This is a genomic window from Ensifer sp. ENS03 (assembly GCF_014852035.1).
GTDB classification, from domain to species: domain Bacteria; phylum Pseudomonadota; class Alphaproteobacteria; order Rhizobiales; family Rhizobiaceae; genus Ensifer; species Ensifer adhaerens.
The window spans coordinates 322,974-348,888 of sequence record NZ_JACVAV010000004.1 but is presented as its reverse complement, the minus strand read 5'-3'; the positions used below and the strand labels follow the sequence as shown (position 1 = coordinate 348,888).

Here is a 25,915-nt window from a genome sequence, read left to right as displayed (position 1 = left end):
TGCGGCGATCACAGGAAACTTGAACTACAGGAAGCTTTGGGGATCGATGTCGAGCTGGACGCTGATCGAGCCGCGCTCCTTGGGACCGGCGGCGATCATCGCCTTGACGAAGGCCTGCATGTCGCTGTTGCGCCGGCCATGCACCAGCAGCCGGAAGCGATGCCGTCCGCGCACCAGCGCCAGCGGCGCCTCGGCCGGACCGAGAATACTGATACCCTCGGTGCGGGGGGCGGCCATCCGCAAGCCGCGCGCGTGGCCCTCGGCATCTTGGCGCGTGTCGGCCGAAACGATCAGCGAGGCAAGCCGGCCAAAAGGCGGCAGCAGCGCTTTCTCGCGCTCGGCGATCTCGCGGTCGTAGAAGGCGTCGGCATCGCCGGAAACGATCGCCTGCATCACCGGATGCTGCGGCTGATAGGTCTGCAGCAAGCCGAGGCTTTTGAGACCCGTTCGGCCCGCACGACCCGTCACCTGCGAGAGCAGCTGGAAGGTCCGCTCCGCCGCACGCGGATCGCCGTTCGCAAGACCCAGATCCGCATCGACAATGCCGACCAGTGTCATCAGGGGGAAGTTATGTCCCTTGGCGACGAGTTGCGTGCCGATGACGATATCGGCTTCGCCACGCGTGATGGCTTCAAGCTCCAGCCTCAACCGTTTGACGCCCATCAGGTCGGAAGAAAGCACGATGGTGCGCGCCTCGGGAAAATGCCGCTCCACCTCTTCGGCGATGCGCTCGACCCCCGGCCCGCAGGCCACCAGATGATCGAGCGTGCCGCATTCCGGACAGGCTTCCGGCGTGCGCTCGGAATAGCCGCACTGGTGGCACTGGATCTGCCCACGGAAGCGATGCTCGACGAGCCAGCTCGAACAATCCGGGCACTGGAAGCGATGGCCGCAGACGCGGCAGAGCGTCAGCGGTGCGTAGCCGCGACGATTGAGGAAGAGCAGCGCCTGTTCGCCACGCTCGACCGCCTTGCCGACCTGGTTCAAGAGCACCGGCGACAGAAAGCCCCCGCGTGCCGGCGGGTGCTGACGCATGTCGACGACGCCGAGCCGCGGCAGCGCCGCATCGCCGAAACGGGTCGGCAGGTGGATCGGCTTGTAACGGCCGACATCGCCATTGACCCGGCTTTCGAGCGACGGCGTCGCCGAGACGAGCACGACGGGAAAGCCGGTGATGCGACCACGAACGACCGCCATGTCGCGCGCATTGTAGAAGACGCGATCTTCCTGCTTGTAGGCAGGGTCGTGCTCTTCGTCGACGATGATGAGGCCCAGTTCCTCGAAGGGCAGGAACAGCGCCGAGCGGGCGCCGGCCACGACGCGGACGGTGCCTGTGGTCACCTGGCGCCAGACCTTTTCGCGGGTGCGGGGAGCCAAGTCCGAATGCCACTCGGCGGGCTTGGCGCCAAAACGATCCTGGAAGCGCTCGAGGAAGCTCGACGTCAGCGCGATTTCGGGAAGCAGGATCAGCACCTGCTTGCCGGCGCGAAGGGTCGCAGCGATCGCCTCGAAATAGACCTCGGTCTTGCCGGATCCGGTGATGCCGTCGATCAGCGACACCGAGAAGCCGCCCTCCTCTACCGCTGCCAGCAGATCGGCGGCCGCATCCTTCTGCGGGCCTTCGAGCCGGGGCGCGGTGAAATCGGGATCTGGCAAGGCGACGACAGGCGGCGGCGCCATGAAGACGGTCTCGAAGACGCCTTGCTGGGTTAGCCCTTCGATCACACTCGACGACGTGCCGGCGGCATGCGCCAGCCCCGAGCGAGTCCAGGAAAAACCGTCACTGGCGGCAGCGATTACGCGCTCGCGCGCAGCCGTCATGCGCTCCGGCCGCATCTCGGTGAGACGCAGTGCCTCCACCATCGGTTCGGGATCGAACGCCGCCGGTGCGCGGAGCGCCATACGCGCCACCAGCCCCGGCGGCGTGACGGTATAGGCGGCCACCCAATCGAGAAAGGTCCGCATGTCGCGCGTCAGCGGCGGGCAGTCGAAAGCCTTCTCGATCGTCTTGAGTTTCTTGGCATCGACGCTCCCGTCGTCGTCGCCATCCCAGACCACGCCGACGACGAGACGGGGCCCCAGAGGCACCTGCACGATCGAGCCCGGTTCGACCGCCATGCCGTCGGGAACCGCATAGGAATAGGCTTTCGGCGCCGGCATGGGCACCAGGACCGGCACGACGCGACGGGCCGAAACGGGCCCGAGCAAATCGCCGAATAAATCGGTTGAATCGCGAGTCATTTTGCCGTGACCTTGCCACGTGTTTCGGTTAAAGAAAACTGCGCTGCGAACCGCAGCCTTGCAGGCCGCAGGGTTTGTCACGGTTCCACCAGAGTTTCAACGCGCGCGATCTCTGCCAACGGAATTCCTCCCCGGTAGATATGCGCCGAACGGCAATCGTGCCCCAAGGGAGTGACCCCATGAAATTTTTCGTTGATACCGCCGACGTCAAGGAAATCCGTGAGCTGAACGATCTCGGCCTCCTCGATGGCGTCACCACCAACCCGTCGCTGATCCTGAAGTCGGGCCGTGACATCACGGAAGTCACCAAGGAAATCTGCGGCATCGTCGAAGGCCCGGTTTCGGCTGAAGTGACCGCAACCGAATACGCCGAGATGATGAAGGAAGCCGCCGTTCTCTCGAAGATCGCCGACAATATCTGCATCAAGCTGCCGCTGACGCTCGACGGCCTCAAGGCCTGCAAGGCGCTGACGTCTGACGGTCACCAGACCAACGTGACGCTGTGCTTCTCGGCCAACCAGGCGCTGCTCGCCGCCAAGGCCGGCGCGACCTTCGTCTCGCCTTTCGTCGGCCGCCTCGACGACATCGCGTTTGACGGCATGGACCTGATCCGCGAGATCCGCCACATCTACGACAACTACGGCTACGAGACCGAGATCCTTGCAGCTTCGATCCGCACCGTGAACCACGTCAAGGAAGCCGCCCTCATCGGCGCGGACGTCGTCACCGCACCGCCGGCAACGCTGAAGGCGCTGGTCAAGCACCCGCTGACCGACAAGGGCCTCGAAACCTTCCTGGCCGACTGGGCCAAGACCGGCCAGAAGATCGCCTGATACTTTCAGGAAAGTTCAGAAAGAGCCCGGCCACCGCGCCGGGCTTTTTTGTTGCCTACTCGTCATCGTCCATCAGCCCTGTCAGCCGCATGCCGTCGATCCAGGTGGCGCTGTCCTTGCGGATCACTCGCCGCGGACGAATGCCCGAGCGTTGACGCACTTCCTGCGCCAGCCGCTCCGAATGGGTGACGATCCAGATCTGGCTTTCGCGCGACGCGCTGGCGATCATCTCGGCAAGCGCCGGCAGCATGTCCGGGTGCAGGCTCGTCTCCGGCTCGTTGAGCGCGATGAAGCGCGGCCGGCGATAGGAAAGCAGTGCGGCCGCCAGCGCCAGAAAACGCATCTGCCCGTCGGAAAGCTCGCGCGGCGAAAACGGTCTGTTGGGAAAATCCGGAAAGACCAGCGAAAACTCGGCGAACTGGCCGGGTTCGGGAACATCGAGGTAAGCGCCGCCGAACGCGTCGGCGATGGCCCGGTCGAGGTCGACCGTGTCCTCGCGCGTGTGGCGCAGCGTTGCAAAGACGGCCGCCATATTGACGCCGGTCTCGTCGAGCATCGGCGCGGTCACCGCAAGGCAGGGCAGCCGCAACGGCGAATCGCGGTCGGTGCGGAAGCCGTGAAAGAAGCGCCACTGCTCGACCGCACGGCGGAAGGTGCCGACCTCCGGATAATGGCCGGCATCGCCGAGCAGCGAGATCGCCGTTTCGGACGTCAGCGCCTGCTCCGGATAATCCTCCATCCGCCCGCGTTCGCCGCGCACGAAGATGCCGGGGCCGGATCGCTTCATCATCGTCACCGGGCGGCGGCCGGTTTCGACCGTCAGTTCCTCTTCCTTGACCTGTGGCTCATAGGCGAACCCGGCCGCAGCCTTCGGCGGACGCAGCCCGGCCTCGATGCGGTAGCGGAAGGTGATGGCCCGCTCCTCGTCCAGAAGCTCGGTTTCGAGCCTTATGCGCGCCGGCTTGTCGGCACGCCGGCGGCCGCTCCAGAGCGCCGACGACATTCCGCCCTCTTCGGCAATCTCGCGCGCCAAAGTGCCCCGCGTGGCGGCCTGCACGAGTTGAAGCGCCCGGTAGAGATTGGACTTGCCGACGCCGTTTTCGCCGATGAACAGGTTGACCCCGGTCAGATCCATGCGGATCGACCTCAGCGAACGGTAGTTTTCGGCAAACATGGATTGAAGCTGCATGGCTCAGACCTAGCCGATCCGCCGCGCGGGGTGAAGCCTGCCAGCGTTTCCGTAAGCCACGACAGTCGCTAGAGCGCGGCCGCCGTTTGCAGCCGGGGCTTGAAGGCCGCGTCGGCATCCAGCGCCAGATCGAAGACCGTGTGTCGTTCGAGCGCCTTCGTCACCTCGCCCGTTTCACCTTCCAGCGCCTCCGGCGGGATGAGGTTGCCGATGCGAAAGTCGAAAAGATCGCCCTTCTTGTTCAGCAGTTCGTGGAACACGGTCATGTCGCGCAGCTCGGTCGACCATTTGGCGAACCAGTAGAACAGGCCGGAATTGCGGGCGCTCATATGCACCGGCAGGATCGGCAGGCCGTATTTGCGCGCAAAGCCCACGGCCGATGTCTTCCATGGCCGCTCGTTGAGACATCCTTCGGCCCAGTAGGCGATGCGTCCCGAGGGGAAGAGCACCGTCGCCTTACCCTCGCCGATCGCCCGGTTGGTCACCTGCAGCGTCTCACGCGCCTTCAGCTTGCTCTTGTGTTCCTCGCGCCATTCGACCGGGATGACCATTTCGACGAAACGCGGATTGACGCGGATGGCGTCTCGATTGGCGAAGAACATCATGTCCGGCCGCCGGCTCTTCAAGAGGTCGAAAACGGCGATCCCATCGGCAATGCCGGTCGGGTGGTTGCTGACGAGCAGGAAGCCGCCCTTGGCGGGAATGCGCTCGGCCCGGTCGACCCGCACCTCCAGCGAAAGCAGCGAGCTCAGGTGCTCGAAGGCCTGGAATCCCGGCATGTTGGCGACGGCATCGGCGAACTCGTGCGCCTTGCGATAGTTCAGCAACGTGTAGAGAAAAGGCCGCATCAGCGGCCATAGCGGGCTCTTGACGATCCGCTGGCCACGCTCCGCGATCAGCGTGTCGACGATGTGGCCAGGCTGCCCCTGGGAGACCAGGGTGATTACTTCAGCAAAATGCGCGAATCCGTTCACCGAATCCCGTCCCGCCATAGTCCGATCCGTTTGTTTGCGGCTGACCATCGCAATTCTATATGATCGAAGGATGACAGATTCCAAGGGTGCATTAGCAAAAACCTAAGATGCGTCAGGGCATTGTCGCGGACCGACAAACTCAGGAAAACGACAATGAACGAGTTCCTCGTCATCGGCCATCCCGAGCTACTTGCCGAGCGTCAGCGCTGGCTGGACGGCCTCATGCGGGAGCGCCGCCTCTCCGACAATACCGTCGAGGCCTATGAGCGTGACACCCGGCAATTCCTGACATTTCTCACCGGCCATCTCGCCGGGCCGCCACGGCTTTCCGATATCCGCACGCTGAGGCCGGCCGACCTTCGCGGCTTCCTCGCCCAGCGTCGCAAGGGCGGCGCCGGCGCCCGCACGCTCGGCCGCGGGCTGGCCGGGCTTCGCTCCTTCCTGCGCTATCTCGAACGCAACGGCCTTGCCAACGCGGCCGGTGCGGCTGCGGTGCGTTCGCCCAAACAGCCCAAATCCCTGCCGAAGCCGCTCACCGATCGCGAAGCGCTGAATGTCGTGACGTCCGAGGCGCAGCTTGCCGAGGAACCCTGGATCGCGGCGCGCAACGCAGCGGTGCTGACCCTGCTCTACGGCTGCGGCCTGCGCATTTCCGAGGCGCTCGGCCTCACGCCGTCAGCATTTGCCGGCGCGCCCTCGTCACTGCGCATCGTCGGCAAGGGCGACAAGACCCGCATCGTGCCATTGATCGAAGCGGCGCGCGAGGCCGTCGCCACCTACTTGAAGCTCTGCCCCTATCCGATCGCGGCCGATGCGCCGCTGTTCCTGGGCGCGCGCGGCGCCAAGCTGCAGCCGGCGATCATCCAGCGCGAAATGCAGAAGCTGCGCGGGGCGCTCGGCCTGCCCGAGACGGCAACGCCGCATGCGCTGCGCCACTCCTTCGCCACCCATCTGCTGGCCGGCGGCGGCGATCTCAGGACCATTCAGGAACTGCTCGGCCATGCCAGCCTGTCGACCACCCAGGTCTATACCGGCGTCGATTCGGCACGGCTTCTGGAAATCTACGACCGCGCCCACCCGCGCGCCTGATTTTCGGCGAAAGGGCGGATTAACCATGCCCGTTAAGGAAGCCGTGACCGGCCCGGGCCTAGGGTCGACTATCGACCATGCGACTGTCAGGGAAGAACGATGACCGCCTTTGCGAGACCTCAGCAAAACCTGCCGCGGCACCTGCTTGCGCGGCTCGCCGATGGCGCACTTTGGCTGGCCGCCCTGCTCCATGTCATGCTCGCCGCCTGCCTCCTCGTCGCTCTCGTCTTCGTCGCTGAGGCTGATGCCACGGAGGTCGAATGTGGCGGCGCGAATGTTCTGACCGCGCTTGCAAAATCCGACCCGACGAAACTGGCCGCACTCGAAGCGGAAGCTGCCGCCATCCCGAACAGCAAGGGCATCTTCTGGAAGATCGAGAAGGACGGTGTCGCGCCGTCCTGGCTGCTTGGCACGATGCATGTCACCGATCCGCGCGTGCTGGCCCTGCCGACTGAGGCGCCCGCCGCTTTCGAGGCAGCCTCGACCGTCATCGTCGAATCGGACGAGATCATCGACGAGAAGAAGTCGGCCGCCGCGATCCTGATGCGGCCCGATCTTACCATGCTTCCGGACAACAAGACGATCGCCGACTTCCTGAAGCCCGACGACCGCGAACAGCTCGAAACAGGCCTCAAGGCACGCGGCATTCCGCTGACCCTGGTTTCCCGCATGAAGCCCTGGATGATCGCGAGCTTCGTTGCGCTGCCCGCCTGCGAAATGAGCCGCAAGGCTGCAGGCGCCTCCTTCCTCGACAAGAAGATCGCCGAGGATGCCGTCAGTCAGGGCAAGACGCTGAAGGGGCTGGAAACGCTGGTCGAGCAGCTCGCCGCCATGGACTCGCTGCCGACCGAACTGCATCTGCGCGCCCTCATCGAGACGCTCGCGCTCGGCAAGACCATCGACGACGTCTTCGCGACGATGACCGATCTCTATCTCGCAGGCGACACCGGCATGATCATGCCGATGATGAAAGCCGTGTCGGACAAGAGCGCCGAGGATTTCGGCTATGCCGATTTCGAGCAGCGCATCATCGTCGACCGCAACAAAACCATGGCGACGCGCGCCGAACCGATCCTCAAGGACGGCGGCGCCTTCATGGCGGTCGGCGCACTGCACCTGCCGGGCAAGGAAGGTCTGGTCGAACTGCTGCGCGCCCAGGGTTTTACGGTCACGCGCGCCAACTGACGGGCCGGCCGTCAGCGAGCGCCCGCCGGCACGACGCTCCCTTCTCAGCCTTGCGCACCGGCACGGGAAACGACCTCGGACGCGCTTGCGGTGGCAGAATCACTCTCGATCCACGACAGACGGCGATAGCCCCAGAACGCTGCGGCAAGGATCAAGGCCCCGGCGGCGAGCGCAATGGTGAAGCCGGCCTGAACGCCGAAGCGCGCGACCACGCCGCCTGACACCGCCGCACCCGCCGCAACACCGATGCCGAGACCGGTGGTCAACCAGGTCAGCCCTTCCGTCAACTTCGACGGCGGCACGGCGGTTTCGCCGATGCTCAAGGCGACGATCATCGTCGGCGCAAAGAACACGCCCGAAATGAACATCATCGTCGCAAGGCTGCCGATCCCGTCGGCAAAGAGCAGCGGCAATGTGCTGGCGGCGGTCATGCCCGCACCGATCATGAACAGCTTCGCCAAAGGCAGGCCGATCCGGACCGCACCGAACGCCAGACCGGCGATGCAGGAACCGAGGGCATAGAGGGAGAGCACGAGGCTCGCCGCCGCTGGTCGCCCTTCGGCCTCGGCAAAGGCGACGCTGACCACGTCGATCGTGCCGACAATGATGCCCATGCCGGCAAGCGCGACAATCAGCACGCGCAGCGCCGGGTAACGAAGGACCGAACCGGGCGCCATCGTCTCGGCCGGCTTGACCGGTGGCTCGGTGCCTTTCTGCAGCACGAAGGCGGTGACCCCGATGGCCAGGCATGCCGCAGCCGCCAGCGGTCCGGCCTCGGGAAACAGGCCGACGCTTAAGCCCACGGCGATCGGCGGCCCGACGATGAAGCAGATCTCGTCGAAGACCGATTCGAGCGAAAAGGCGGTCTTCAGCTCCGGACGGCCGCGATAGAGCTCGGTCCATCGCGCCCGGGTCATCGCCGACATGCTGGGCGTGCACCCGGCAAGAATGGCAAAGACGAAGAGTGTCCAATCCGGCGCCCGCCAATGGGTGAAGACGAGGAGAGCCGAGCTGCCGAGAAGACTGAGTGCCGCGGCGACCGGCAGGACGTGGCTCTGGCCGAAGCGATCGACGAGCCGGGAAACCTGCGGCGCCAGCAGCGCCGAGGCCAGCGTGAAGGCGGCGGCCACACCGCCAGCCAGCCCGTAGCTGCCGCGGGACTGGGCCAGCATGGTGATGATGCCGATGCCCATCATCGACAACGGCAACCGTGACACCAATCCCGCCAAGGTGAAGCCCACCGTGCCTTTGGCAGCAAAGATCTGTGCATAGGGATTGGCCATGAAAACTCCTGCAATACATGTCTGAGCGTCGCGTCATTAACATACGCTGCGTATGGCAGTGATATTGACATACGCTTCGCATGTCAATTAACATACGAACCGTATGCAAAAGGAGGAGCTGCAAATGACAAGGCGCGCGCGCAGCGACATGATCGCGGAAACGAAGGCAAAGCTGATCGCCGCCGCCCGGGAAGCGTTCAGGCAACGCGGATATGCGGAGACTTCGATGGACGATTTCACCGCCTTGGCCGGGCTCACGCGTGGCGCGCTCTATCATCATTTCGGCGACAAGAAGGGCCTGCTGCGTGCGGTCGTGGAGACTCTGGACGGCGAGATGGACGCACGGCTCGACGCAGCCTCCGCGACCCCGGTCCCGTGGGACGGTTTCGTGCGCCGCTGCAGGCTGTATCTGGAAATGGCGCTCGAACCGGAAATCCGACAGATCGTGTTGAAGGATGCGCCGGCCGTACTCGGCGCAAGCGTGCTGGAACCGAGCCGGCGCCAATGCCTCGCGTCGCTTGCCACCAGGCTTTCGGCGATGATCGCCGCGGGCGTCGTACGTCCGGGAAATGCCGAGACATTGGCGCGGCTGATCAATGGCGCGCTCTCCGATGCGGCGCTCTGGATTGCCGAGGCGGACGATCCGGCCATGCGCCTCACCAGCGCGCGCGACAATCTCGACCTGCTTTTGTCCGGACTGAAAATTGAACCCCGGGCTTAACCGCCGGGACCCGCCACCCGCGCCAGAAGTGTCGGCACGATCGCCTTGTGAAACGGCGTGACGGCCATGAGGTAAACCCGCCCGAGCGTGTTGTGCCTGCGCACAAGCGTGGTGACGCCGACGATCTGATTGACCGCCGACCCCGCCCGGACGTCGACGACGATGCGGAAATCGAGATGCTTGTCATCGAAGCCAAGCACCACTTCGTCATCACTCTTCGAAACGACAGGAAACGCCCCGATCAGTCCCAGACGGCTGGACGGCGCCGCCGACTTCAGGCCGACGATCGAGACGATGCGGTTGCGCAGGCGCAGCAACACGCGGACCCATCGCGGCGACCGGCCAAGCGAACGTTCGGCGGCTACCGCCGCGGTCACGCCCTTGCCATCAAGGGCAAGCTCGAAGCGGTCGGCCCAATCGGCATCCGGTAGATGCCGGCTCGGCAACGATATGGCCACGGCTCTCGGTTTCATCTTTCCTCCTGACGCGCGCGTCGTCTGTCCTTGCAGACATGATCGCGCCCTCCCCCGTGCCTGGACAGAAGACCGCTTGTCGCAGCCCTCGGGCCAATCGTCACATCCCCTCTTCCAGATCCTCCCCCTTCCCTTCGCTCCGGCAAGCTGCATAACTCAGGCGGGATGCTGCAAAATCTGGAGATGGACAATGGAAACCAGCTACGACACACGCGAACTCGAAATGGTCGTGCTGATGACGCCGGATATGGCGAACTTCAGCGGCAAGGTCCATGGTGGCGCGCTCCTCAACCTCCTCGACCGCGTGGCGTTTTCCTGTGCCTCGCGCTATTCGCAGCAATATGCCGTGACGCTCTCGGTCGACCAGGTCACCTTCCGCCAGCCGATCCATGTCGGCGAGCTCGTCACCTTCCGTGCAGCCGTCAACAATTCCGGCCGCACCTCGATGGAAATCGGCATCCGGGTCGAGGCCGAGAACATCAGGAGCGGCGAGCGCCGCCACACCAATTCCTGCTATTTCACCATGGTCGCGGTCGATGCCGACGGCAGCCCGACCCCGGTTCCGACCCTTGTCACCGACACGGCCGACCGCAAGCGCCGGCAGCGCGCTGCCGAGGCACGGCGCAGCCTGAGGCGCGAGTTCGAGGAGCGTTTCCACGCCCTCAGGTCTGCTTCAGAAGAATGATACGGTCGCTTGGCGACCGGAAACGCCGATAGCGGCAATGCGGGCGCTGACGCCGATAAGGTGAGCAATGGCCACAAGGGCCAGCCGGCACGCAGAAACGCGGCCGGAAACAGGGGGCCGCGTGATCGCAGCCCCCTGCATGATCCTTACATGTGGATCGGCTTGAAGAAGGTCGAAAGTGCCGCTTCCTTGACCGCTTCCGACATGGTCGGGTGCGCGTGGCAGGTGCGGCCGAGGTCTTCCGACGAACCGCCGAATTCCATCAGAACCGCGATCTCGTGGATCATCTCGCCGGCGCCGAAGCCAACGATATGGCCGCCGAGCACCTTGTCGGTTTCCTTGTCAGCAAGGATCTTCACGAAGCCGTCGGTGGCGAGCATTGCGCGCGCACGGCCGTTGGCCGTGAATGGGAACTTGCCGACCTTGTAGGCGACACCAGCCGCCTTCAGCTCTTCCTCGGTCTTGCCGACGGAGGCGACTTCCGGCTGGGTATAGACGACACCAGGGATGACGTCATAGTTCACGTGACCGGCCTGGCCAGCGAGGATCTCGGCAACCGCCACACCTTCGTCTTCCGCCTTGTGGGCGAGCATCGGGCCGCGCACGACGTCGCCGATCGCGTAGACGCCGGCGACGCTCGTCTGGAAGTGATTGTCGATCTCGACGCGGCCGCGCTGGTCCATGACGACGCCCGCTTCCGCAAGGCCAAGACCGTCGGTGTAGGGCTTGCGGCCGGTGGCGATCAGCACGACATCGGCATCGAGCGTCTGGGCGTCACCGCCCTTGACCGGCTCGAACGTCACCTTGGCGCCCTTGCCGTCCTTGACGACGCCGGTCACCTTGGCGCCGAGCTTGAAGTCCATGCCCTGCTTGGCGAGCATGCGCTGGAACTGCTTGGCAACCTCGCCATCCATGCCGCCGAGAAGCGTGTCGAGATACTCGACAACGGTGACCTTGGCGCCGAGGCGGGCCCAGACCGAGCCGAGCTCGAGGCCGATGACGCCGCCACCGACGACGATCATGTTGGCCGGAACCTTCCCGAGCGCGATGCCGCCCGTCGACGAGATGATCACCTTCTCGTCGATATCGACCTTGACGCCCGGGATGCCAGCGACGTCGGAGCCGGTGGCGATCACGATGTTCTTGGTTTCGAGGATCTGTTCCTCGCCCTTGTCGTTGGTGACGGAGACCTTGCCCTGGCCGAGCACCTTGCCGGTGCCCTGGATGCCGTCGATCTTGTTCTTCTTGAACAGGAACGAGACGCCGTCGACATTGGCCTTAACGGTCGCGTCCTTGTGGGCCATCATCTTTTCGAGGTTCAGCTTCGGTGCCGCGACTTCGACGCCGAGCGCGTCAACACCGTGGGCAACCTGATGGAACATCTCGGAAGCATGCAGCAACGCCTTCGACGGGATGCAGCCGATGTTGAGGCAGGTGCCGCCGTAGGTGGCGCGCTTTTCGACGACGCCGACCTTCAGGCCGAGCTGGGCCGCCTTGATCGCGCAGACATAGCCGCCGGGGCCGCTGCCGATAACGATGAGATCATAAGCCATTAGAATATCCTTCCTTCAGGACGGTTACCGTCCGCCGCTGACATTGAGAATTGCCCCCGTCACATAAGTCGCCTTATCCGACAGGAGGTAGAGAACCGCGTCAGCGACTTCCTCGGCCGTGCCGGGTCGCTGAACGGGAATGGTGAAGGCGAGATCACGCGCCCGGTCCGGCAAGCCGCCGGAGGCGTGGATCTCGGTATCGATGATGCCGGGCCGTATCGCGTTGACGCGAATGCCTTCGGTCGCGACCTCGCGCGAAAGCCCTGTCGTGAAGGTGTCGATCGCACCTTTCGAGGCGGCGTAATCGACATACTGCGCCGGCGAGCCAAGCGTGGCGGCAACCGAGGAGATGTTGACGATGACACCGCCCTGGTGCCCGTATCGTGTCGACATGCGCCGGACGGCTTCCGCTGCACAGCGCATGGAGCCGGTGACGTTGATGCGGAACATGCGCTCAAGCCGCTCGGGCGACATCTCGTCGACACGTGCCGTCTGTCCGACGATGCCGGCATTGTTGACGAGCCCGTCCAGCCGGCCGAAAGCCGAATCGATGGCAGCAAAGATCGCTTGGACATCCGCCTCGGAGCCGACATCGCCCTGAACTGCGATCGCCGTGCCGCCGGCCCGCTCGATCGCGCCGACAACCGCATCGGCCGCATCGCGGTTCGACGCATAGTTGACGGCGACCCGCCAGCCGGCTTTTGCAGCGCCAAGGCAGATTGCAGCACCGATGCCGCGACTGCCGCCGGTCACGAGAAGAACAGGGCTCGCACTCATGCGGCGCATCCCTTGAACGTGAAGGCATCCCAACTGTCGGCCTCGGCCTTGCCCTTGCCCCAGGCGGTCGACGCACGAAGCGACGGACCGAAGTCGGGAAGCAGCAGTTGCTCGGCCGCCGTCTCGGTCTCTTGCGGGATCTCGCTGATCGCGCCGGCCTTGTCGAGCGCGTAGACGACACCCTGCCACACAGTACAGGCGCGCAGTTCCTCGCCGGTCGCATCCCCCTCGGGGCAATTGTGCATGATCAGCCCGGTCGCCCGTTCCGGCTCGCCCGCCGGCATGACGACGCCGTCGAGCAGCAGGCCGGGCTTGAGAACCGCCACCTTGAAGTGGTTGCTGGTCGCGGCGCTTGCCGAGCCGACCGGTTCGAAACGCAGCTCGTAGGCTCCGTCGCGGTCGCCGTAGATCGCGTGCGACTGCTTGCAGTCGGCGGCAATCGCCGGCGCGGCAAAGGCAAGACCGAACAGGGCTGAAAGGAGTCGACCGGAGCACATGATCAGGCAGCCTTCTCCGTCGCGAGCTTGAGGCCGAGCGCGATGAAGACCACGCCGCTGGCGCGGTCGATCCACTTGCTGGCGCGGGTAAACGCAGCACGCATGCGCGGCGTCGTCATGAACAGGCTGACGCCGACGAACCACGCGATCAGGCAGGTCGCCATGACAAGGCCGTAGCCGAACTTGATCATCATCGGCGTATGGGCGTGAACGACCGTCGAGAAGATCGACAGGAAGAAGAACACCGGCTTGGGGTTGAGCGCGTTGGCGGCAAAGCCGAGGCCGAAGGCCTTGGCCGCCGACTGGCCCTTGACCGGCCCGCTGCCTTCCGTGTGGTCGACCTGGATCTCCGTCTGGCCGGCGCGAAGCGCCTTGATGCCGATATAGATCAGGTAAGCGACGCCGCACCATTTGACGATGTTGAACAGATAGATCGACTGCGAAATGATCAGTCCGAGGCCGAGGATCGTGTAGGTCACATGGAACATCAGCGACGTGCCGATGCCGAAGGACGTGATGATCGCCGGACGGCGGCCATGCACGATCGACTGGCGCATGACCATCGCGAGGTCTGCGCCGGGCGAGACGATGGCGAAGGCGAAGATCGCCATCAGCGATGCGAGTTCGAAGAAATACTGGCTCATGGGTTTGCGACCGGTGCGTTGAAGGCCCAGACGTGGCCGAAGGGATCCTGGATGCGCGCGTAGCGTGCGTGCCAGAAGGTATCCTGCGGCTCCAGAACTGTCGATGCCCCGGCGGCCACCGCCTTGTCGTAGGCTGCGTCGACATCGGCAGGCTTCGCCAGGTTGATGCTGATCGCAACGCCGGTACCGCCGATCGTGTTCGGCGAAAGCACGCTGCCGCCGAATTCGGGGAATTCGTCGTGCAGCATCACCTCGCCGCCGCAGATCGCCAGATTGGCGTGCATGACGCGTTTGCCGTCCTCGGCCATCGCGTGGAATGTATTCACCGCACCGAGCGCCTTCTCGTAAAAGGCGATGGCGGCAAGCCCGTCCTTGACGCAGATATGCGCCTGGATCGGCGGAACGTCGGGTCCGAATGCCATGCCAATCTCCTCTTGCCTTGTCGCCGGGATACTATGCCATGAGCCGGACGACCATCAGCAACAGCGCAATGATCGACACGAACCAGACGAGGGTGCGCAGCACGGGAACGCCGGCCGCGTAGAGAACGGTGTAAGCCAGCCGTGCCAGAAGCCAGGTCACTGCGCCGATGGCGCCGAGACCGCCGGTCTTGCCGGTCACCGCCAGGGCGAGCGCAAGCCCAACGAAGGCCGGATAGGTTTCCAGCATGTTGCGAAGCGACCGCAGCAAACGTCCTGCCACGATGCTCTTCGAAACGCGCTGTTCGTCACGGGGGCCGAGCAGATACTTGAAACCGAGATCGCCGGCGAGATCGAGCGACAGCGCCTGCACCAGGATGTGCACGATCAGGAACACCACGCTCCAGCCAAGCACCCAGATTTCAGTCGACGCTGCGGCGGCTTCCATCATCCCTCGCAATCGCAGGAGCGGTTCGGATCGACATCATCGGCCCTGAGGGCCAGTCTCTCCGGCCAGGCCGCAGAGACGGTTTTCGCCGCGCGTGATCGCGGACGGCGAACGGCGGGGGCATGAAGGACGCCCCCGCTGTTTCCGGATAATCAGAGATCGAGAACCAGGCGTTCCGGATCTTCCAGGCTTTCCTTGACGCGCACGAGGAAGGTCACGGCTTCCTTGCCGTCGACGATGCGGTGATCGTAGGAGAGCGCGAGGTACATCATCGGGCGGATGACGACCTGGCCGCCGATGGCGACCGGACGCTCCTGGATCTTGTGCATGCCGAGGATGCCCGACTGCGGCGCGTTGAGGATCGGCGAAGACATCAGCGAACCGTAGACACCACCGTTGGAGATGGTGAAGGTGCCGCCCTGCATGTCGGCCATCGACAGGGCGCCGTCACGGGCAGCCTTGCCGAGGCGACCGATGTCCTTTTCGATCTCGGCGATCGACATCTGGTCGGCATCGCGAACGATCGGAACCACAAGACCCTTGTCCGTGCCGACGGCGACGCCGATGTGGCAGTAGTTCTTGTAGATGATGTCGGTGCCGTCGATCTCGGCGTTGACGGCCGGGATTTCCTTCAGCGCGTGGGTGACGGCCTTGGTGAAGAAGCCCATGAAGCCGAGCTTCACGCCGTGCTTCTTCTCGAAGATGTCCTTGTACTTGTTGCGCAGCGACATGACGGCGCTCATGTCCACCTCGTTGTAGGTGGTGAGCATGGCGGCAGTGTTCTGCGCATCCTTGAGGCGACGGGCAATCGTCTGGCGCAGGCGGGTCATCTTGACGCGCTCTTCGCGAACGACGTCTTCAGCCGTCGACGGCGCACGGGCCTGGACCTTGGCTGGCTCGGAAGCGGCCGGCGTCGAGATGCCCTTGGCGACGGCTGCAAGGACGTCGCCCTTCAGCACCTGGCCACGCTTGCCGGAGCCGTCGACCTGATCGGCCGAGAGGTTGTTTTCGGCAAGCAGCTTGCCAGCCGACGGTGCCGGCGGCATCGACGAGGCAGCCGGTGCTGCAGCAGCGGCCGGGGCGGCAGCAGCCGGCTCGGCCTTCTTTTCGGCGGCAGCAGCCGGAGCGGCCGCTGCGGCGCCAGCGGCACCTGCAGCGATCTGGCCGAGCAGCGCGCCGAGACCGACGGTCTCACCGGCCTGGGCGACGATTTCAGAGAGCGTGCCTGCGGCCGGAGCCGGAACTTCGATCGTCACCTTGTCGGTTTCGAGTTCGAGCAGGGGTTCATCGGCCTTGATGGCGTCGCCGACCTTCTTGAACCAGGTGCCGACGGTCGCTTCGCTGACGGATTCGCCAAGGGTGGGAACGCGGATTTCTGTTGCCATGATTTTTGTTCCGTTGATCAGATATCTGTTTCTATTGGCTCAGAGCGTGGGGAGCATCAGCCCCCCAGCGCGTCCTCGAGGAAGGCGGCAAGCTGCGCCAGGTGCTTCGACATCAGGCCCGTCGCCGGCGATGCGGCAGCCGGACGGCCGGTGTAGCGCACGCGCTGATACTTGGCGTCGATATGGGCAAGAACCCATTCAAGGTACGGGTCGATGAACGACCAAGCGCCCATGTTCTTCGGCTCTTCCTGGCACCAGACCATCTCCGCGTTGCGGAAGCGGCTGAGCTCGTTGATGAGCGCCTTGGCCGGGAACGGATAGAGCTGTTCGACGCGCAGCAGGTAGATGTCGTCGATGCCGCGCTTTTCGCGTTCTTCGAGCAGGTCGTAATAGACCTTGCCCGAGCAGAGCACGACGCGACGGATCTTCGAGTCCTTCTGCAGCTTGATCGGGCCGTCCTTGATCACCTCGGCATCGTCCCACAGCAGGCGGTGGAAAGAGCTCTCGCCGGCCATTTCCGACAGGCTGGAGATCGCACGCTTGTGACGCAGCAGCGACTTCGGCGTCATCAGGATCAGCGGCTTGCGGAAGTCGCGCTTCACCTGGCGGCGCAGGATGTGGAAGTAGTTCGCCGGCGTCGTGACGTTGGCGACCTGCATGTTGTCTTCCGCGCAGAGCTGCAGGAAGCGTTCCAGGCGAGCAGACGAGTGCTCCGGACCCTGGCCTTCATAGCCGTGCGGCAGCAGGCAGACGAGACCCGACATGCGCAGCCATTTGCGTTCGCCCGACGAGATGAACTGGTCGAAGACGACCTGCGCACCGTTGGCGAAGTCGCCGAACTGAGCTTCCCAGAGGGTGAGCGCGTTCGGACGGGCGAGCGAGTAGCCGTACTCGAAGCCGAGAACTGCCTCTTCCGAAAGCATCGAGTTGATGACTTCGTAGCGCGCCTGGGTCGGCGACAGGTTTGCGAGCGGGATGTAGCGCTCTTCCGACTGCTGATCGTAGAGCACCGAGTGGCGCTGCGAGAAGGTGCCGCGTTCGCAGTCCTGACCCGACAGGCGGATCTTGGTGCCTTCCGTGACCAGCGTGCCGAAAGCGAGCGCCTCAGCCATGGCCCAGTCGACACCCTCGCCGGTCTGGATCATGTTGGCGCGGTTTTCCATGAAGCGCTGGATCGTGCGGTGCGCGCTGAAACCAGCCGGGATCTCGGAGATTTTGCGGCCGACTTCCTTCAACTGCTTCATCGGCACCGAGGTCTTGCCGCGGCGCTGTTCGTCCTGGTTGTCGGCCGAGCGCAGGCCCGACCAGACACCGTCAAGCCAGTCGGCCTTGTTCGGCTTGTAGGACTGGCCGGCCTCGAACTCCTGTTCGAGATGCGCACGCCAGTCGGCCTTCATCTTCTCGACTTCGCCTTCGGAAATCAGGCCTTCGGCGATCAGGCGGTCGGAGTAGACCTGGACGACGGTCCTGTGGGCGCGGATGACCTTGTACATCTTCGGCTGCGTGAACGCCGGCTCGTCGCCTTCGTTGTGGCCGAAGCGGCGATAGCAGAACATGTCGATGACGACAGGCTTGTGGAACTTCATCCGGAATTCGGTGGCGATCTTGGCCGCGTAGACAACCGCTTCCGGATCGTCGCCGTTAACGTGGAAGATCGGCGCTTCGATCATCTTGGCGACGTCGGACGGATAGGGCGACGAGCGCGAGAAGGCCGGATTGGTGGTGAAGCCGATCTGGTTGTTGATGATGAAGTGGACCGTACCGGCAACGCGGTGACCGCGCAGGCCGGAAAGCCCGAGGATTTCAGCAATCACGCCCTGGCCGGCAAAAGCGGCGTCACCATGCAGCAGCAGCGGCATGACCTTGGAGCGTTCGCGCAGCGGAATGATGTCGCCTTCAAAGACGGTCGCCATCTGGTCCTGCTTGGCGCGTGCCTTGCCCATGACCACAGGGTTGACGATTTCCAGGTGCGACGGGTTTGCCGTCAGCGACAGGTGAACCTTGTTGCCGTCGAATTCGCGGTCGGAAGACGCACCGAGGTGGTACTTCACGTCGCCCGAACCTTCGACGTCGTCAGGCGCGTAGGAGCCGCCCTTGAACTCGTGGAAGATGGCGCGGTGCGGCTTTGCCATGACCTGGGAAAGCACGTTCAGACGGCCGCGATGGGCCATGCCGAGCACGATTTCCTTGAGGCCTTCCTGGCCGCCGCGCTTGATGATCTGCTCGAGCGCCGGAATGAGCGACTCACCGCCGTCGAGACCGAAGCGCTTGGTGCCCTTGTACTTGACGTCGATGAACTGCTCGAAGCCTTCGGCCTCGATCAGCTTCTGCAGGATCGCCTTCTTGCCTTCAGGCGTGAAGTCGACGCCCTTGTCCGGACCTTCGATGCGCTCCTGGATCCAGCCCTTCTCTTCCGGGTTGGACATGTGCATGAACTCGACGCCGATCGTCGAGCAGTAGGTGCGCTCGAGGATTTCGACCATCTCACGGAGGGTCGCGTATTCAAGACCGAGCACGTTGTCGATGAAGATCTTGCGGTCGAGATCCTTGTCCTCGAAACCGTAGTTCGAGGGCGAAAGCTCGTTGTAGTCTTCAACCGGGGCAGCCAGGCCGAGCGGGTCGAGCTTGGCATGCAGGTGGCCGCGGGCGCGATAGGCGCGGATCATCATGATGGCGCGGACGGAATCGCGCGTCGCCTGGTGGATGTCGGCAGCGCTGGCGACGGTGCCGGTGGCGGCCGCCGCTTCCTCGGCCTTCGCCTTGACCTTCTTCTCGATGACCTTCTCGACCGTGCCCCAGTCGCCATCGAGCGCCGAGACCAGTTCGCCATTGGCCGGGATCGGCCAGTTGTTCTTTTTCCAGGAGGCGCCCTTGGCTGCCTTCACCACATCTTCCGGCCGGTCGGCGAGCGCCTTGAAGAAGGCCTGCCATTCAGCCGACACGGACGCCGGGTCCGCCTCGTAGCGTGCATGGAGCTGCTCGATATAGGCGGCGTTGGCGCCGTCCAGAAACGAAGTGAGCTGGAATTGCTCGTTGGCCTCTTGCCTTGTCATGGTCTCACGCGGACTGATCTGTCCGCCTCCTGACTGAAGTTGGGTTGCCGGGTATCCCGGTCGTTCATGTTCGTTCGGCGCGTCCGGGCGCCGGGCCTTTTTCCTACGGCGCCGCGCATCGTCAGGACGCGCTGGGTCACCGTGGCAGTCATTGCCGCATGTCCTGATCTTCAATCAGCCAAGGAAACAGGCGGCAGGCACGTTGTCCGGGCCGGATCGACCGGCCCGGACAAATGGTTTGAGATCAGCCCTTGAGGACTTCGACCAGCGTCTTGCCGAGACGAGCCGGCGAAGGCGATACGCGGATGCCTGCCTGCTCCATCGCAGCGATCTTGGATTCCGCATCGCCCTTGCCGCCGGAAACGACAGCGCCGGCGTGACCCATGGTACGGCCCTTCGGAGCGGTACGGCCCGCGATGAAACCGGCCATCGGCTTCTTGCGGCCCTTCTTGGCTTCGTCGATGAGGAACTGTGCAGCATCCTCTTCGGCCGAGCCGCCGATTTCGCCGATCATGATGATCGAGGTCGTGGCTTCGTCCGCCAGGAACATCTCGAGCACGTCGATGAACTCGGTGCCCTTCACCGGGTCGCCGCCGATGCCGACGGCCGTCGTCTGGCCGAGGCCTTCGTTGGAGGTCTGGAACACGGCTTCATAGGTCAGCGTGCCGGAGCGCGAGACGATGCCGACCGAACCCTTGCGGAAGATCGAGCCCGGCATGATGCCGATCTTGCATTCTTCCGGCGTCAGGATACCGGGGCAGTTCGGGCCGAGCAGACGCGACTTGGAGCGGTCGAGGCGAGCCTTGACGCGTACCATGTCGGCAACCGGGATGCCTTCGGTGATGCAGGTGATGAACGGGATTTCCGCATCGATCGCCTCGATGATCGCGTCCGCGGCACCTGCCGGCGGAACGTAGATCACGGATGCGTCCGCGCCGGTCTTTTCACGGCCTTCGGCAACCGAGGCGAAGATCGGCAGACTTTCGCCCTTGGAGCCGGTCCAGGTTTCGCCGCCCTTCTTCGGGTGAATGCCGCCGACCATCTGCGTGCCGTAATAGGCAAGCGCCTGTTCGGTATGGAAGGTGCCGGTCTTGCCGGTCAGGCCCTGAACGAGGACCTTGGTGTTCTTGTTGACGAGAATCGACATGTGGTCTGGTCCTTCAGTTAGCCGTTGATCGCGGCGACGATCTTCTTGGCAGCATCGTCCAGATCGTCGGCGGCGGTGATCGCCAGGCCGGATTCGTTCAGGATCTTCTTGCCAAGCTCGACATTCGTGCCTTCGAGACGAACGACCAGCGGAACCTTGAGGCCGACTTCCTGCACGGCGGCAACGACGCCTTCAGCGATGACGTCGCACTTCATGATGCCGCCGAAGATGTTGACCAGGATGCCCTCGACCTTCGGGTCGGCCGTAATGATCTTGAAGGCTGCCGCAACCTTCTCCTTGCCGGCGCCGCCGCCGACGTCACAGAAGTTCGCCGGCTCCTTGCCGTAGAGCTTGATGATGTCCATCGTCGCCATGGCAAGGCCGGCGCCGTTGACCATGCAGCCGATGTTGCCGTCGAGCGCGACATAGGCGAGATCCCACTTCGAGGCCTCGATTTCCTTGGCGTCTTCTTCGGTCTCGTCGCGCAGAGCCTTGATGTCGTCGTGGCGGAAGAGCGCGTTGCCGTCGAACGAGACCTTGGCGTCGAGAACGCGCATGCGGCCGTTCTTCATGACGATCAGCGGGTTGATCTCGAGCAGGCTCATGTCCTTCTCGACAAAGGCCTTGTAGAGGATCGGGAAGAGCTTTTCAGCGTCAGCCTTGGCTTCGCCTTCAAGCTTCAGGGCCGCGGTGAGCTTGGCAAGATCAGCGGCGGTGACGCCGGCTTCCGGGTTGATCGCTACGTTGACGATCTTTTCCGGCGTGTCGTGCGCAACAGCCTCGATGTCCATGCCGCCTTCCGTCGAAACGACGAAGGCAACCTGGCCGACCGAGCGGTCGACGAGCAGCGATAGATACAGTTCGCGGTCGATGTCGGCGCCGTCCTCGATGTAGAGGCGGTTCACCTGCTTGCCGGCCGGGCCGGTCTGGGCAGTAACGAGCGTGTTGCCGAGCATTTCCTTGGCATGGGCCTTGGCTTCGTCGATCGAGAAGGCAAGACGAACGCCGCCCTTGGCGTCGGCGGACAGTTCCTTGAACTTGCCCTTGCCGCGGCCGCCCGCATGGATCTGGCTCTTGACCACGTAGAGCGGGCCCGGGAGCGACTTGGCAGCAGCTTCAGCTTCGTCAGCCGAGAAGATCGCGACACCTTCCGCGACCGGTGCGCCATAGCTCTTCAGGAGAGCCTTGGCCTGATATTCATGAATGTTCATGGTGTTTTTCCTGTCTGAGCATTGTGCGGGCAGGTGGGGCACCTACCCGCACCAATGCGGCAAAAACAATGAGGTCGAGCGGATCAGCGTCCGCCCGACGGGAGGCGATTACTGCTTGAGGCTCGGCGCAATGCCGATGCAGGCTTCGCAAAGACCGGCGACCGAAGCAACGGACTTGTCGAACGCTTCCTTCTCGGCCTTGTTGAGATCGATCTCGATGATGCGCTCGACGCCGCCGGCGCCGATAACGGTCGGAACGCCGACATACATGTCCTTGACGCCGTACTGGCCGGTCAGGTGTGCCGCGCAGGGCAGAACGCGCTTCTTGTCCTTGAGGTAAGCTTCAGCCATTTCGATCGCCGAGGCGGCCGGTGCGTAGTAGGCCGAACCGGTCTTGAGCAGGCCGACGATTTCGGCGCCGCCGTCACGGGTGCGCTGGATGATTTCTTCGAGGCGTTCCTTGGTGACCCAGCCCATCTGCACGAGGTCGGTCAGCGGGATGCCGGCAACGGTCGAGTAACGGGCGAGCGGCACCATGGTGTCGCCGTGGCCGCCGAGAACGAAGGCGGTGACGTCCTGGACCGAGACGTTGAATTCCTGCGAGAGGAACAGGCGGAAGCGCGAACTATCGAGAACGCCGGCCATGCCGACGACCTTGTTCTTCGGCAGGCCCGAGAACTTCTGCAGCGCCCACACCATGGCGTCGAGCGGGTTGGTGATGCAGATGACGAAGGCGTTCGGGGCATACTTCTTGATGCCGGCGCCGACCTGTTCCATGACCTTGAGGTTGATGCCGAGCAGGTCGTCGCGGCTCATGCCCGGCTTGCGAGCGACGCCGGCGGTGACGATGCAGACATCAGCGCCTTCGATGGCGGAATAGTCGCTCGCACCCGTCAGGTTCACGTCGAAGCCTTCGACCGGGGAGGACTGGCCGATGTCGAGACCCTTGCCCTGCGGAATGCCGTCGGCGATGTCGAAGAGGACGATGTCGCCCAGTTCCTTCAGGCCGGCGAGATGCGCCAGCGTGCCACCAATCATCCCTGAACCGATAAGTGCGATCTTGTTGCGAGCCATGAAAGTGCTTCCTTTGTGATCCCAATATGATCAAGGCCTGAAACGCGGCAAACGCCAAACCTTCGCCGGAAGCCATTAAACGGCAATCGGTAAAATATCAATCGATACTTTTTGGTGGAACAATTTCAATCGGTTAGATCATAAAATTCTTACGTAAACGTAAGAGTTTGCGCCACATCTGCGTCACGAAACAGCAACATTTGCGGGATGCGCAGCGGCATATTCCTCGCTTTGCATCTCGATCAGACGTGAAACCGTGCGGTCGAACTCGAAGCCTTCCGTGCCCTTTTTCTGGGTCAAAAGATCCTGCGGCTCTGCCGCCGCCGAGGCAAAGAGCCGGGCGCCGTTGTCGTAGAGCGTATCGACCAGCAGGATGAAGCGCTTGGTCTCGTTGCGCATATGCGGACCGAGATGCGGTACGTGGTCGACGAAGATCGTCGAATAGCGCTCGAGGATGGCGAGATAATCGGCAGCCCCAAGCGGTTGCTGGCAGAGGTCGGCGAAATTGAAGCGGGCACTCTTTCCGGACGCGGCCGGTACGGGGATCTTGCGCCCCTTACGCGGCACGTCCGCCGGAGCGGCCGGCGCATTGCGGGTCTCATGGGCCCAGGCGCGCGCCATCGCCGCATCCGCCTCAGGCCCGAGCGGCGAGAGCCACACCGGGCTGCCGTCGGTCTTCGTCAGCCGGTAGTCGGTGTCCGTGTCCAGCGAGATAACCTCGGCATTTGCCTTAAGGAGTTCGATGAACGGCAAAAACAGGCTGCGGTTGAGGCCATCGCGATAGAGATCGTCGGGCGCCACGTTCGAGGTGGCAACCAGCACGCAGCCCTTGGCGAAGAGTTCGCCGAACAGGCGGCCGAGGATCATCGCATCGGCGATGTCGGTCACGGAGAATTCGTCGAAGCAGAGCAGCCGCGCTTCACCGAAGAGCTCGGAGGCGACGGGCGGGATCGGATCGGCCTGCTTGGTCTCGCCGTTCTTCAGCTTCTGCCGGTGCTTGTAGATGCGCTCGTGCACATCGGCCATGAACTCGTGGAAATGCGCCCGGCGCTTGCGCTGGATCGGCACCGCCTCGAAGAACATGTCCATCAGCATGGTCTTGCCGCGCCCCACGCCGCCGTGGATGTAGAGACCCTTGACCGGCGGATGGTCCTTCTTGCGCGAGGCAAACAGCCAGCCGAGCGCATTGGTCTTGCGCGACGGGCGGCTGGCGAGCAGCTCGGCCGAGAGATGATCGAACCGCCGCGCGATCGTAAACTGCGCCGGGTCACGCTTGCGCTCGCCGTTCGCGACGAGCGCTTCGAGCTTGCGGTAAATGCTGTCGTCAGGATTGAGCACGTCTCACCCGAGATGGGACGGAAAACAAAAGCCCGGCACGAGACCGGGCTGGAGAAGCGTCAGCGGCTGAGGCTGACTGGCTGGCCGCCATTGGTCGAGCCGTCGAAACGCGCGTCGGCCGTCTTGTAGAGGCGGGCGATGGCATTGCCGCTGCGGTCCTTGAGGACCACCTGCTTGCCGGCCACTTCCCAGGAGCCCATGGTCGTCAGCTCGCCGGCGCAACCGCGGGTGCCGCCGCGCGAACCAGAACCAAGATTGGTGAGCGTCAGGAACATGTCGCAGGAGCTGCCGGCGCTGGAGACGCGCCAGTTGCCAACCATCGCTTCCTTGGTGACGTCGAGCCCGCCACCTGCAGCCGCGGCGACCTGCGTGCCGGGCTGCTGGACAGCGCCGCCGGCAACCGCCGTGCCGCTCGCCGGTGCAGCCGGGAATTGCGACGTGTTTCCGGTTGGTGCCGGAAGCTGGTTCGACGAAACCGAAGGGACCGGTGCGGCCTGGATGGGAGCGGGCGAGGCGTCCTGGGAGCTGAAACCGCCCATCGACGTCCGTTGGCATCCGGCCAGCGCAAGCACAACCGCCAGCCCCGCCGCCGCATGAATTACCCGCATATCCCTACTCCTGTTCGTGTCCGCGAACCATGATGCAACGCGATAATATAGGCCGAAATACAGCAAATCCACCTGACAAATCAAGGGACGACGATTCCTGGCGACCTGTTGCAGGATTGAAACGTCCGCAGGGCCGGATCGCGCGCCACGTCCTCGCTGCGTATCATCGCCTCCTGCCGTCGGCCCGCCTCTCCCGCATCGGCACAATCACGAATTGTCCGCCGCCCTGGAGAGGCGCAAAACAGAAAACGGCGAGCCAGGGCCCGCCGTTTCCAAAACTTCATGTCCGGTCCGGCCGATTACACACGGCGCTCGACCAGCATCTTCTTGATCTCGCCGATCGCCTTGGCCGGGTTCAGGCCCTTCGGACAGGCCTGGGCGCAGTTCATGATCGTGTGGCAACGATAGAGGCGGAAGGGATCCTCGAGGTTGTCGAGGCGCTCGCCGGTCGCTTCGTCGCGGCTATCGATCAGCCAGCGGTAGGCCTGCAGCAGAACCGCCGGACCGAGGTAACGGTCGCCGTTCCACCAATAGCTCGGACAGGAGGTCGAGCAGCAGGCGCACAGGATGCACTCGTAGAGGCCGTCGAGCTTGAGGCGGTCCTCGTGGCTCTGCTTCCATTCCTTGGCCGGCGTCGGCGATACCGTCTTCAGCCAGGGCTCGATCGAGCGGTGCTGGGCGTAGAAGTTGGTGAGGTCAGGAACCAGGTCCTTCACGACCGGCATGTGCGGCAGCGGATAGACCTTTACCGCACCCTTCACCTCGTCCATGCCCTTGGTGCAGGCGAGCGTGTTGGTGCCGTCGATGTTCATGGCGCACGACCCGCAGATGCCTTCGCGGCAGGAGCGGCGCAGCGTCAGCGTCGGGTCGATCTTGTTCTTGATGTAGAGCAGACCGTCGAGCACCATCGGGCCGCAATCGTCGACATCGATGTAGAAGGTATCGATGCGCGGATTGGCACCGTCATCCGGGTTCCAGCGATAGATGCGGTATTCGCGAACGTTGGTCGCGCCGGCAGGCTTCGGCCAGACCTTGCCTTCCGTCATCTGCGAGTTCTTGGGGAGAGCGAGTTCAACCATGTGGCTTGT

General features: G+C 63.9%; 24 protein-coding genes. 5 read left to right on the top strand and 19 right to left on the bottom strand.

Annotation, left to right across the window (positions count from 1 at the left end):
* Positions 1–24 precede the first annotated feature (24 nt).
* Complete coding sequence (locus tag IB263_RS18030; RefSeq protein ID WP_112983406.1) at positions 25–2,241, bottom strand: primosomal protein N'; 2,217 nt, start codon at positions 2,239–2,241, stop codon at positions 25–27.
* 179 nt (positions 2,242–2,420) lie between these two features.
* On the opposite strand from IB263_RS18030, the gene fsa reads away from it, so the two are divergent.
* The gene (gene fsa / locus IB263_RS18025) at positions 2,421–3,074 is read left to right on the top strand and encodes a fructose-6-phosphate aldolase (protein WP_034802519.1); all 654 of its coding nucleotides are present in this window, start codon (positions 2,421–2,423) and stop codon (positions 3,072–3,074) included.
* Positions 3,075–3,129: 55 nt separating this feature from the next.
* Here the strand turns inward: fsa and IB263_RS18020 are convergent, their stop codons facing one another.
* Both IB263_RS18020 and IB263_RS18015 read right to left on the bottom strand, forming a co-directional pair.
* Positions 3,130–4,263 carry an AAA family ATPase gene (locus IB263_RS18020; RefSeq protein ID WP_192438792.1) on the bottom strand — a complete coding sequence of 378 codons (1,134 nt, stop codon included), beginning with the start codon at positions 4,261–4,263 and terminating at the stop codon, positions 3,130–3,132.
* 68 nt (positions 4,264–4,331) lie between these two features.
* Positions 4,332–5,255: a GNAT family N-acetyltransferase gene (locus IB263_RS18015; protein ID WP_034802530.1), complete on the bottom strand. Its 924-nt coding sequence runs from the start codon at positions 5,253–5,255 to the stop codon at positions 4,332–4,334.
* Between the two features lie 135 nt (positions 5,256–5,390).
* On the opposite strand from IB263_RS18015, the gene IB263_RS18010 reads away from it, so the two are divergent.
* On the top strand, positions 5,391–6,326 hold the full coding sequence (locus tag IB263_RS18010; protein WP_034802532.1) for a tyrosine recombinase XerC: 936 nt from the start codon (positions 5,391–5,393) through the stop codon (positions 6,324–6,326).
* Between the two features lie 99 nt (positions 6,327–6,425).
* The gene (locus IB263_RS18005; protein ID WP_113187421.1) at positions 6,426–7,511 is read left to right on the top strand and encodes a TraB/GumN family protein; all 1,086 of its coding nucleotides are present in this window, start codon (positions 6,426–6,428) and stop codon (positions 7,509–7,511) included.
* 44 nt (positions 7,512–7,555) lie between these two features.
* Here IB263_RS18005 and IB263_RS18000 read toward each other — a convergent pair whose 3' ends face one another.
* The gene (locus IB263_RS18000) at positions 7,556–8,794 is read right to left on the bottom strand and encodes an MFS transporter (protein ID WP_192438791.1); all 1,239 of its coding nucleotides are present in this window, start codon (positions 8,792–8,794) and stop codon (positions 7,556–7,558) included.
* A 124-nt stretch (positions 8,795–8,918) separates the two neighbouring features.
* Between IB263_RS18000 and IB263_RS17995 the strand changes: the two genes are divergently transcribed.
* The gene (locus tag IB263_RS17995) at positions 8,919–9,515 is read left to right on the top strand and encodes a TetR/AcrR family transcriptional regulator (RefSeq protein ID WP_192438790.1); all 597 of its coding nucleotides are present in this window, start codon (positions 8,919–8,921) and stop codon (positions 9,513–9,515) included.
* On the opposite strand, the gene IB263_RS17990 is transcribed toward IB263_RS17995, so the two are convergent.
* On the bottom strand, positions 9,512–9,988 hold the full coding sequence (locus IB263_RS17990; protein WP_192438789.1) for a DUF2867 domain-containing protein: 477 nt from the start codon (positions 9,986–9,988) through the stop codon (positions 9,512–9,514). The two genes, IB263_RS17995 and IB263_RS17990, sit on opposite strands and share 4 nt — an antisense overlap.
* A gap of 190 nt (positions 9,989–10,178) precedes the next feature.
* Between IB263_RS17990 and IB263_RS17985 the strand changes: the two genes are divergently transcribed.
* Entirely contained in the window at positions 10,179–10,673 is a 495-nt protein-coding gene (locus tag IB263_RS17985) for an acyl-CoA thioesterase (protein WP_060521394.1), read from the top strand.
* A 146-nt stretch (positions 10,674–10,819) separates the two neighbouring features.
* On the opposite strand, the gene lpdA is transcribed toward IB263_RS17985, so the two are convergent.
* The 14 genes from lpdA to IB263_RS17915 form a co-directional block, all read right to left on the bottom strand.
* The gene (lpdA, locus tag IB263_RS17980; protein ID WP_192438788.1) at positions 10,820–12,226 is read right to left on the bottom strand and encodes a dihydrolipoyl dehydrogenase; all 1,407 of its coding nucleotides are present in this window, start codon (positions 12,224–12,226) and stop codon (positions 10,820–10,822) included.
* A gap of 24 nt (positions 12,227–12,250) precedes the next feature.
* Positions 12,251–13,003 (bottom strand): SDR family oxidoreductase, encoded by a 753-nt coding sequence (locus tag IB263_RS17975; RefSeq protein WP_113505609.1) that lies wholly within the window; start codon positions 13,001–13,003, stop codon positions 12,251–12,253.
* Positions 13,000–13,500, bottom strand: a complete 501-nt coding sequence (locus IB263_RS17970) for a hypothetical protein (protein ID WP_060521396.1) — start codon at positions 13,498–13,500, stop codon at positions 13,000–13,002. Before IB263_RS17970 ends, IB263_RS17975 begins: the two co-directional genes overlap by 4 nt.
* Positions 13,501–13,502: 2 nt before the next feature.
* On the bottom strand, positions 13,503–14,144 hold the full coding sequence (locus tag IB263_RS17965) for a LysE family translocator (RefSeq protein ID WP_060521397.1): 642 nt from the start codon (positions 14,142–14,144) through the stop codon (positions 13,503–13,505).
* On the bottom strand, positions 14,141–14,566 hold the full coding sequence (locus IB263_RS17960; RefSeq protein ID WP_113553560.1) for a VOC family protein: 426 nt from the start codon (positions 14,564–14,566) through the stop codon (positions 14,141–14,143). Before IB263_RS17960 ends, IB263_RS17965 begins: the two co-directional genes overlap by 4 nt.
* A 31-nt stretch (positions 14,567–14,597) precedes the next feature.
* Positions 14,598–15,014: an MAPEG family protein gene (locus IB263_RS17955; RefSeq protein ID WP_318267229.1), complete on the bottom strand. Its 417-nt coding sequence runs from the start codon at positions 15,012–15,014 to the stop codon at positions 14,598–14,600.
* 149 nt (positions 15,015–15,163) lie between these two features.
* Positions 15,164–16,396 (bottom strand): 2-oxoglutarate dehydrogenase complex dihydrolipoyllysine-residue succinyltransferase, encoded by a 1,233-nt coding sequence (gene odhB, locus IB263_RS17950; protein ID WP_090295315.1) that lies wholly within the window; start codon positions 16,394–16,396, stop codon positions 15,164–15,166.
* Between the two features lie 56 nt (positions 16,397–16,452).
* Positions 16,453–19,449: a 2-oxoglutarate dehydrogenase E1 component gene (locus tag IB263_RS17945; RefSeq protein WP_034802556.1), complete on the bottom strand. Its 2,997-nt coding sequence runs from the start codon at positions 19,447–19,449 to the stop codon at positions 16,453–16,455.
* Between the two features lie 244 nt (positions 19,450–19,693).
* Positions 19,694–20,596: a succinate--CoA ligase subunit alpha gene (gene sucD / locus IB263_RS17940; protein WP_034802559.1), complete on the bottom strand. Its 903-nt coding sequence runs from the start codon at positions 20,594–20,596 to the stop codon at positions 19,694–19,696.
* A 17-nt stretch (positions 20,597–20,613) separates the two neighbouring features.
* Positions 20,614–21,807: an ADP-forming succinate--CoA ligase subunit beta gene (sucC, locus tag IB263_RS17935; RefSeq protein WP_034802562.1), complete on the bottom strand. Its 1,194-nt coding sequence runs from the start codon at positions 21,805–21,807 to the stop codon at positions 20,614–20,616.
* 108 nt (positions 21,808–21,915) lie between these two features.
* Positions 21,916–22,881, bottom strand: coding sequence for a malate dehydrogenase (gene mdh, locus IB263_RS17930; RefSeq protein ID WP_034802565.1), 966 nt, complete (start codon positions 22,879–22,881; stop codon positions 21,916–21,918).
* 183 nt (positions 22,882–23,064) lie between these two features.
* A complete protein-coding gene (gene zapE / locus IB263_RS17925; RefSeq protein WP_034802567.1) occupies positions 23,065–24,219 on the bottom strand; it encodes a cell division protein ZapE in 1,155 nt (384 codons plus the stop codon).
* A gap of 59 nt (positions 24,220–24,278) precedes the next feature.
* Positions 24,279–24,827, bottom strand: a complete 549-nt coding sequence (locus tag IB263_RS17920; protein WP_034802570.1) for a protease inhibitor Inh/omp19 family protein — start codon at positions 24,825–24,827, stop codon at positions 24,279–24,281.
* 299 nt (positions 24,828–25,126) lie between these two features.
* Complete coding sequence (locus IB263_RS17915) at positions 25,127–25,906, bottom strand: succinate dehydrogenase iron-sulfur subunit (protein WP_034802573.1); 780 nt, start codon at positions 25,904–25,906, stop codon at positions 25,127–25,129.
* Between the last annotated feature and the right edge of the window lie 9 nt (positions 25,907–25,915).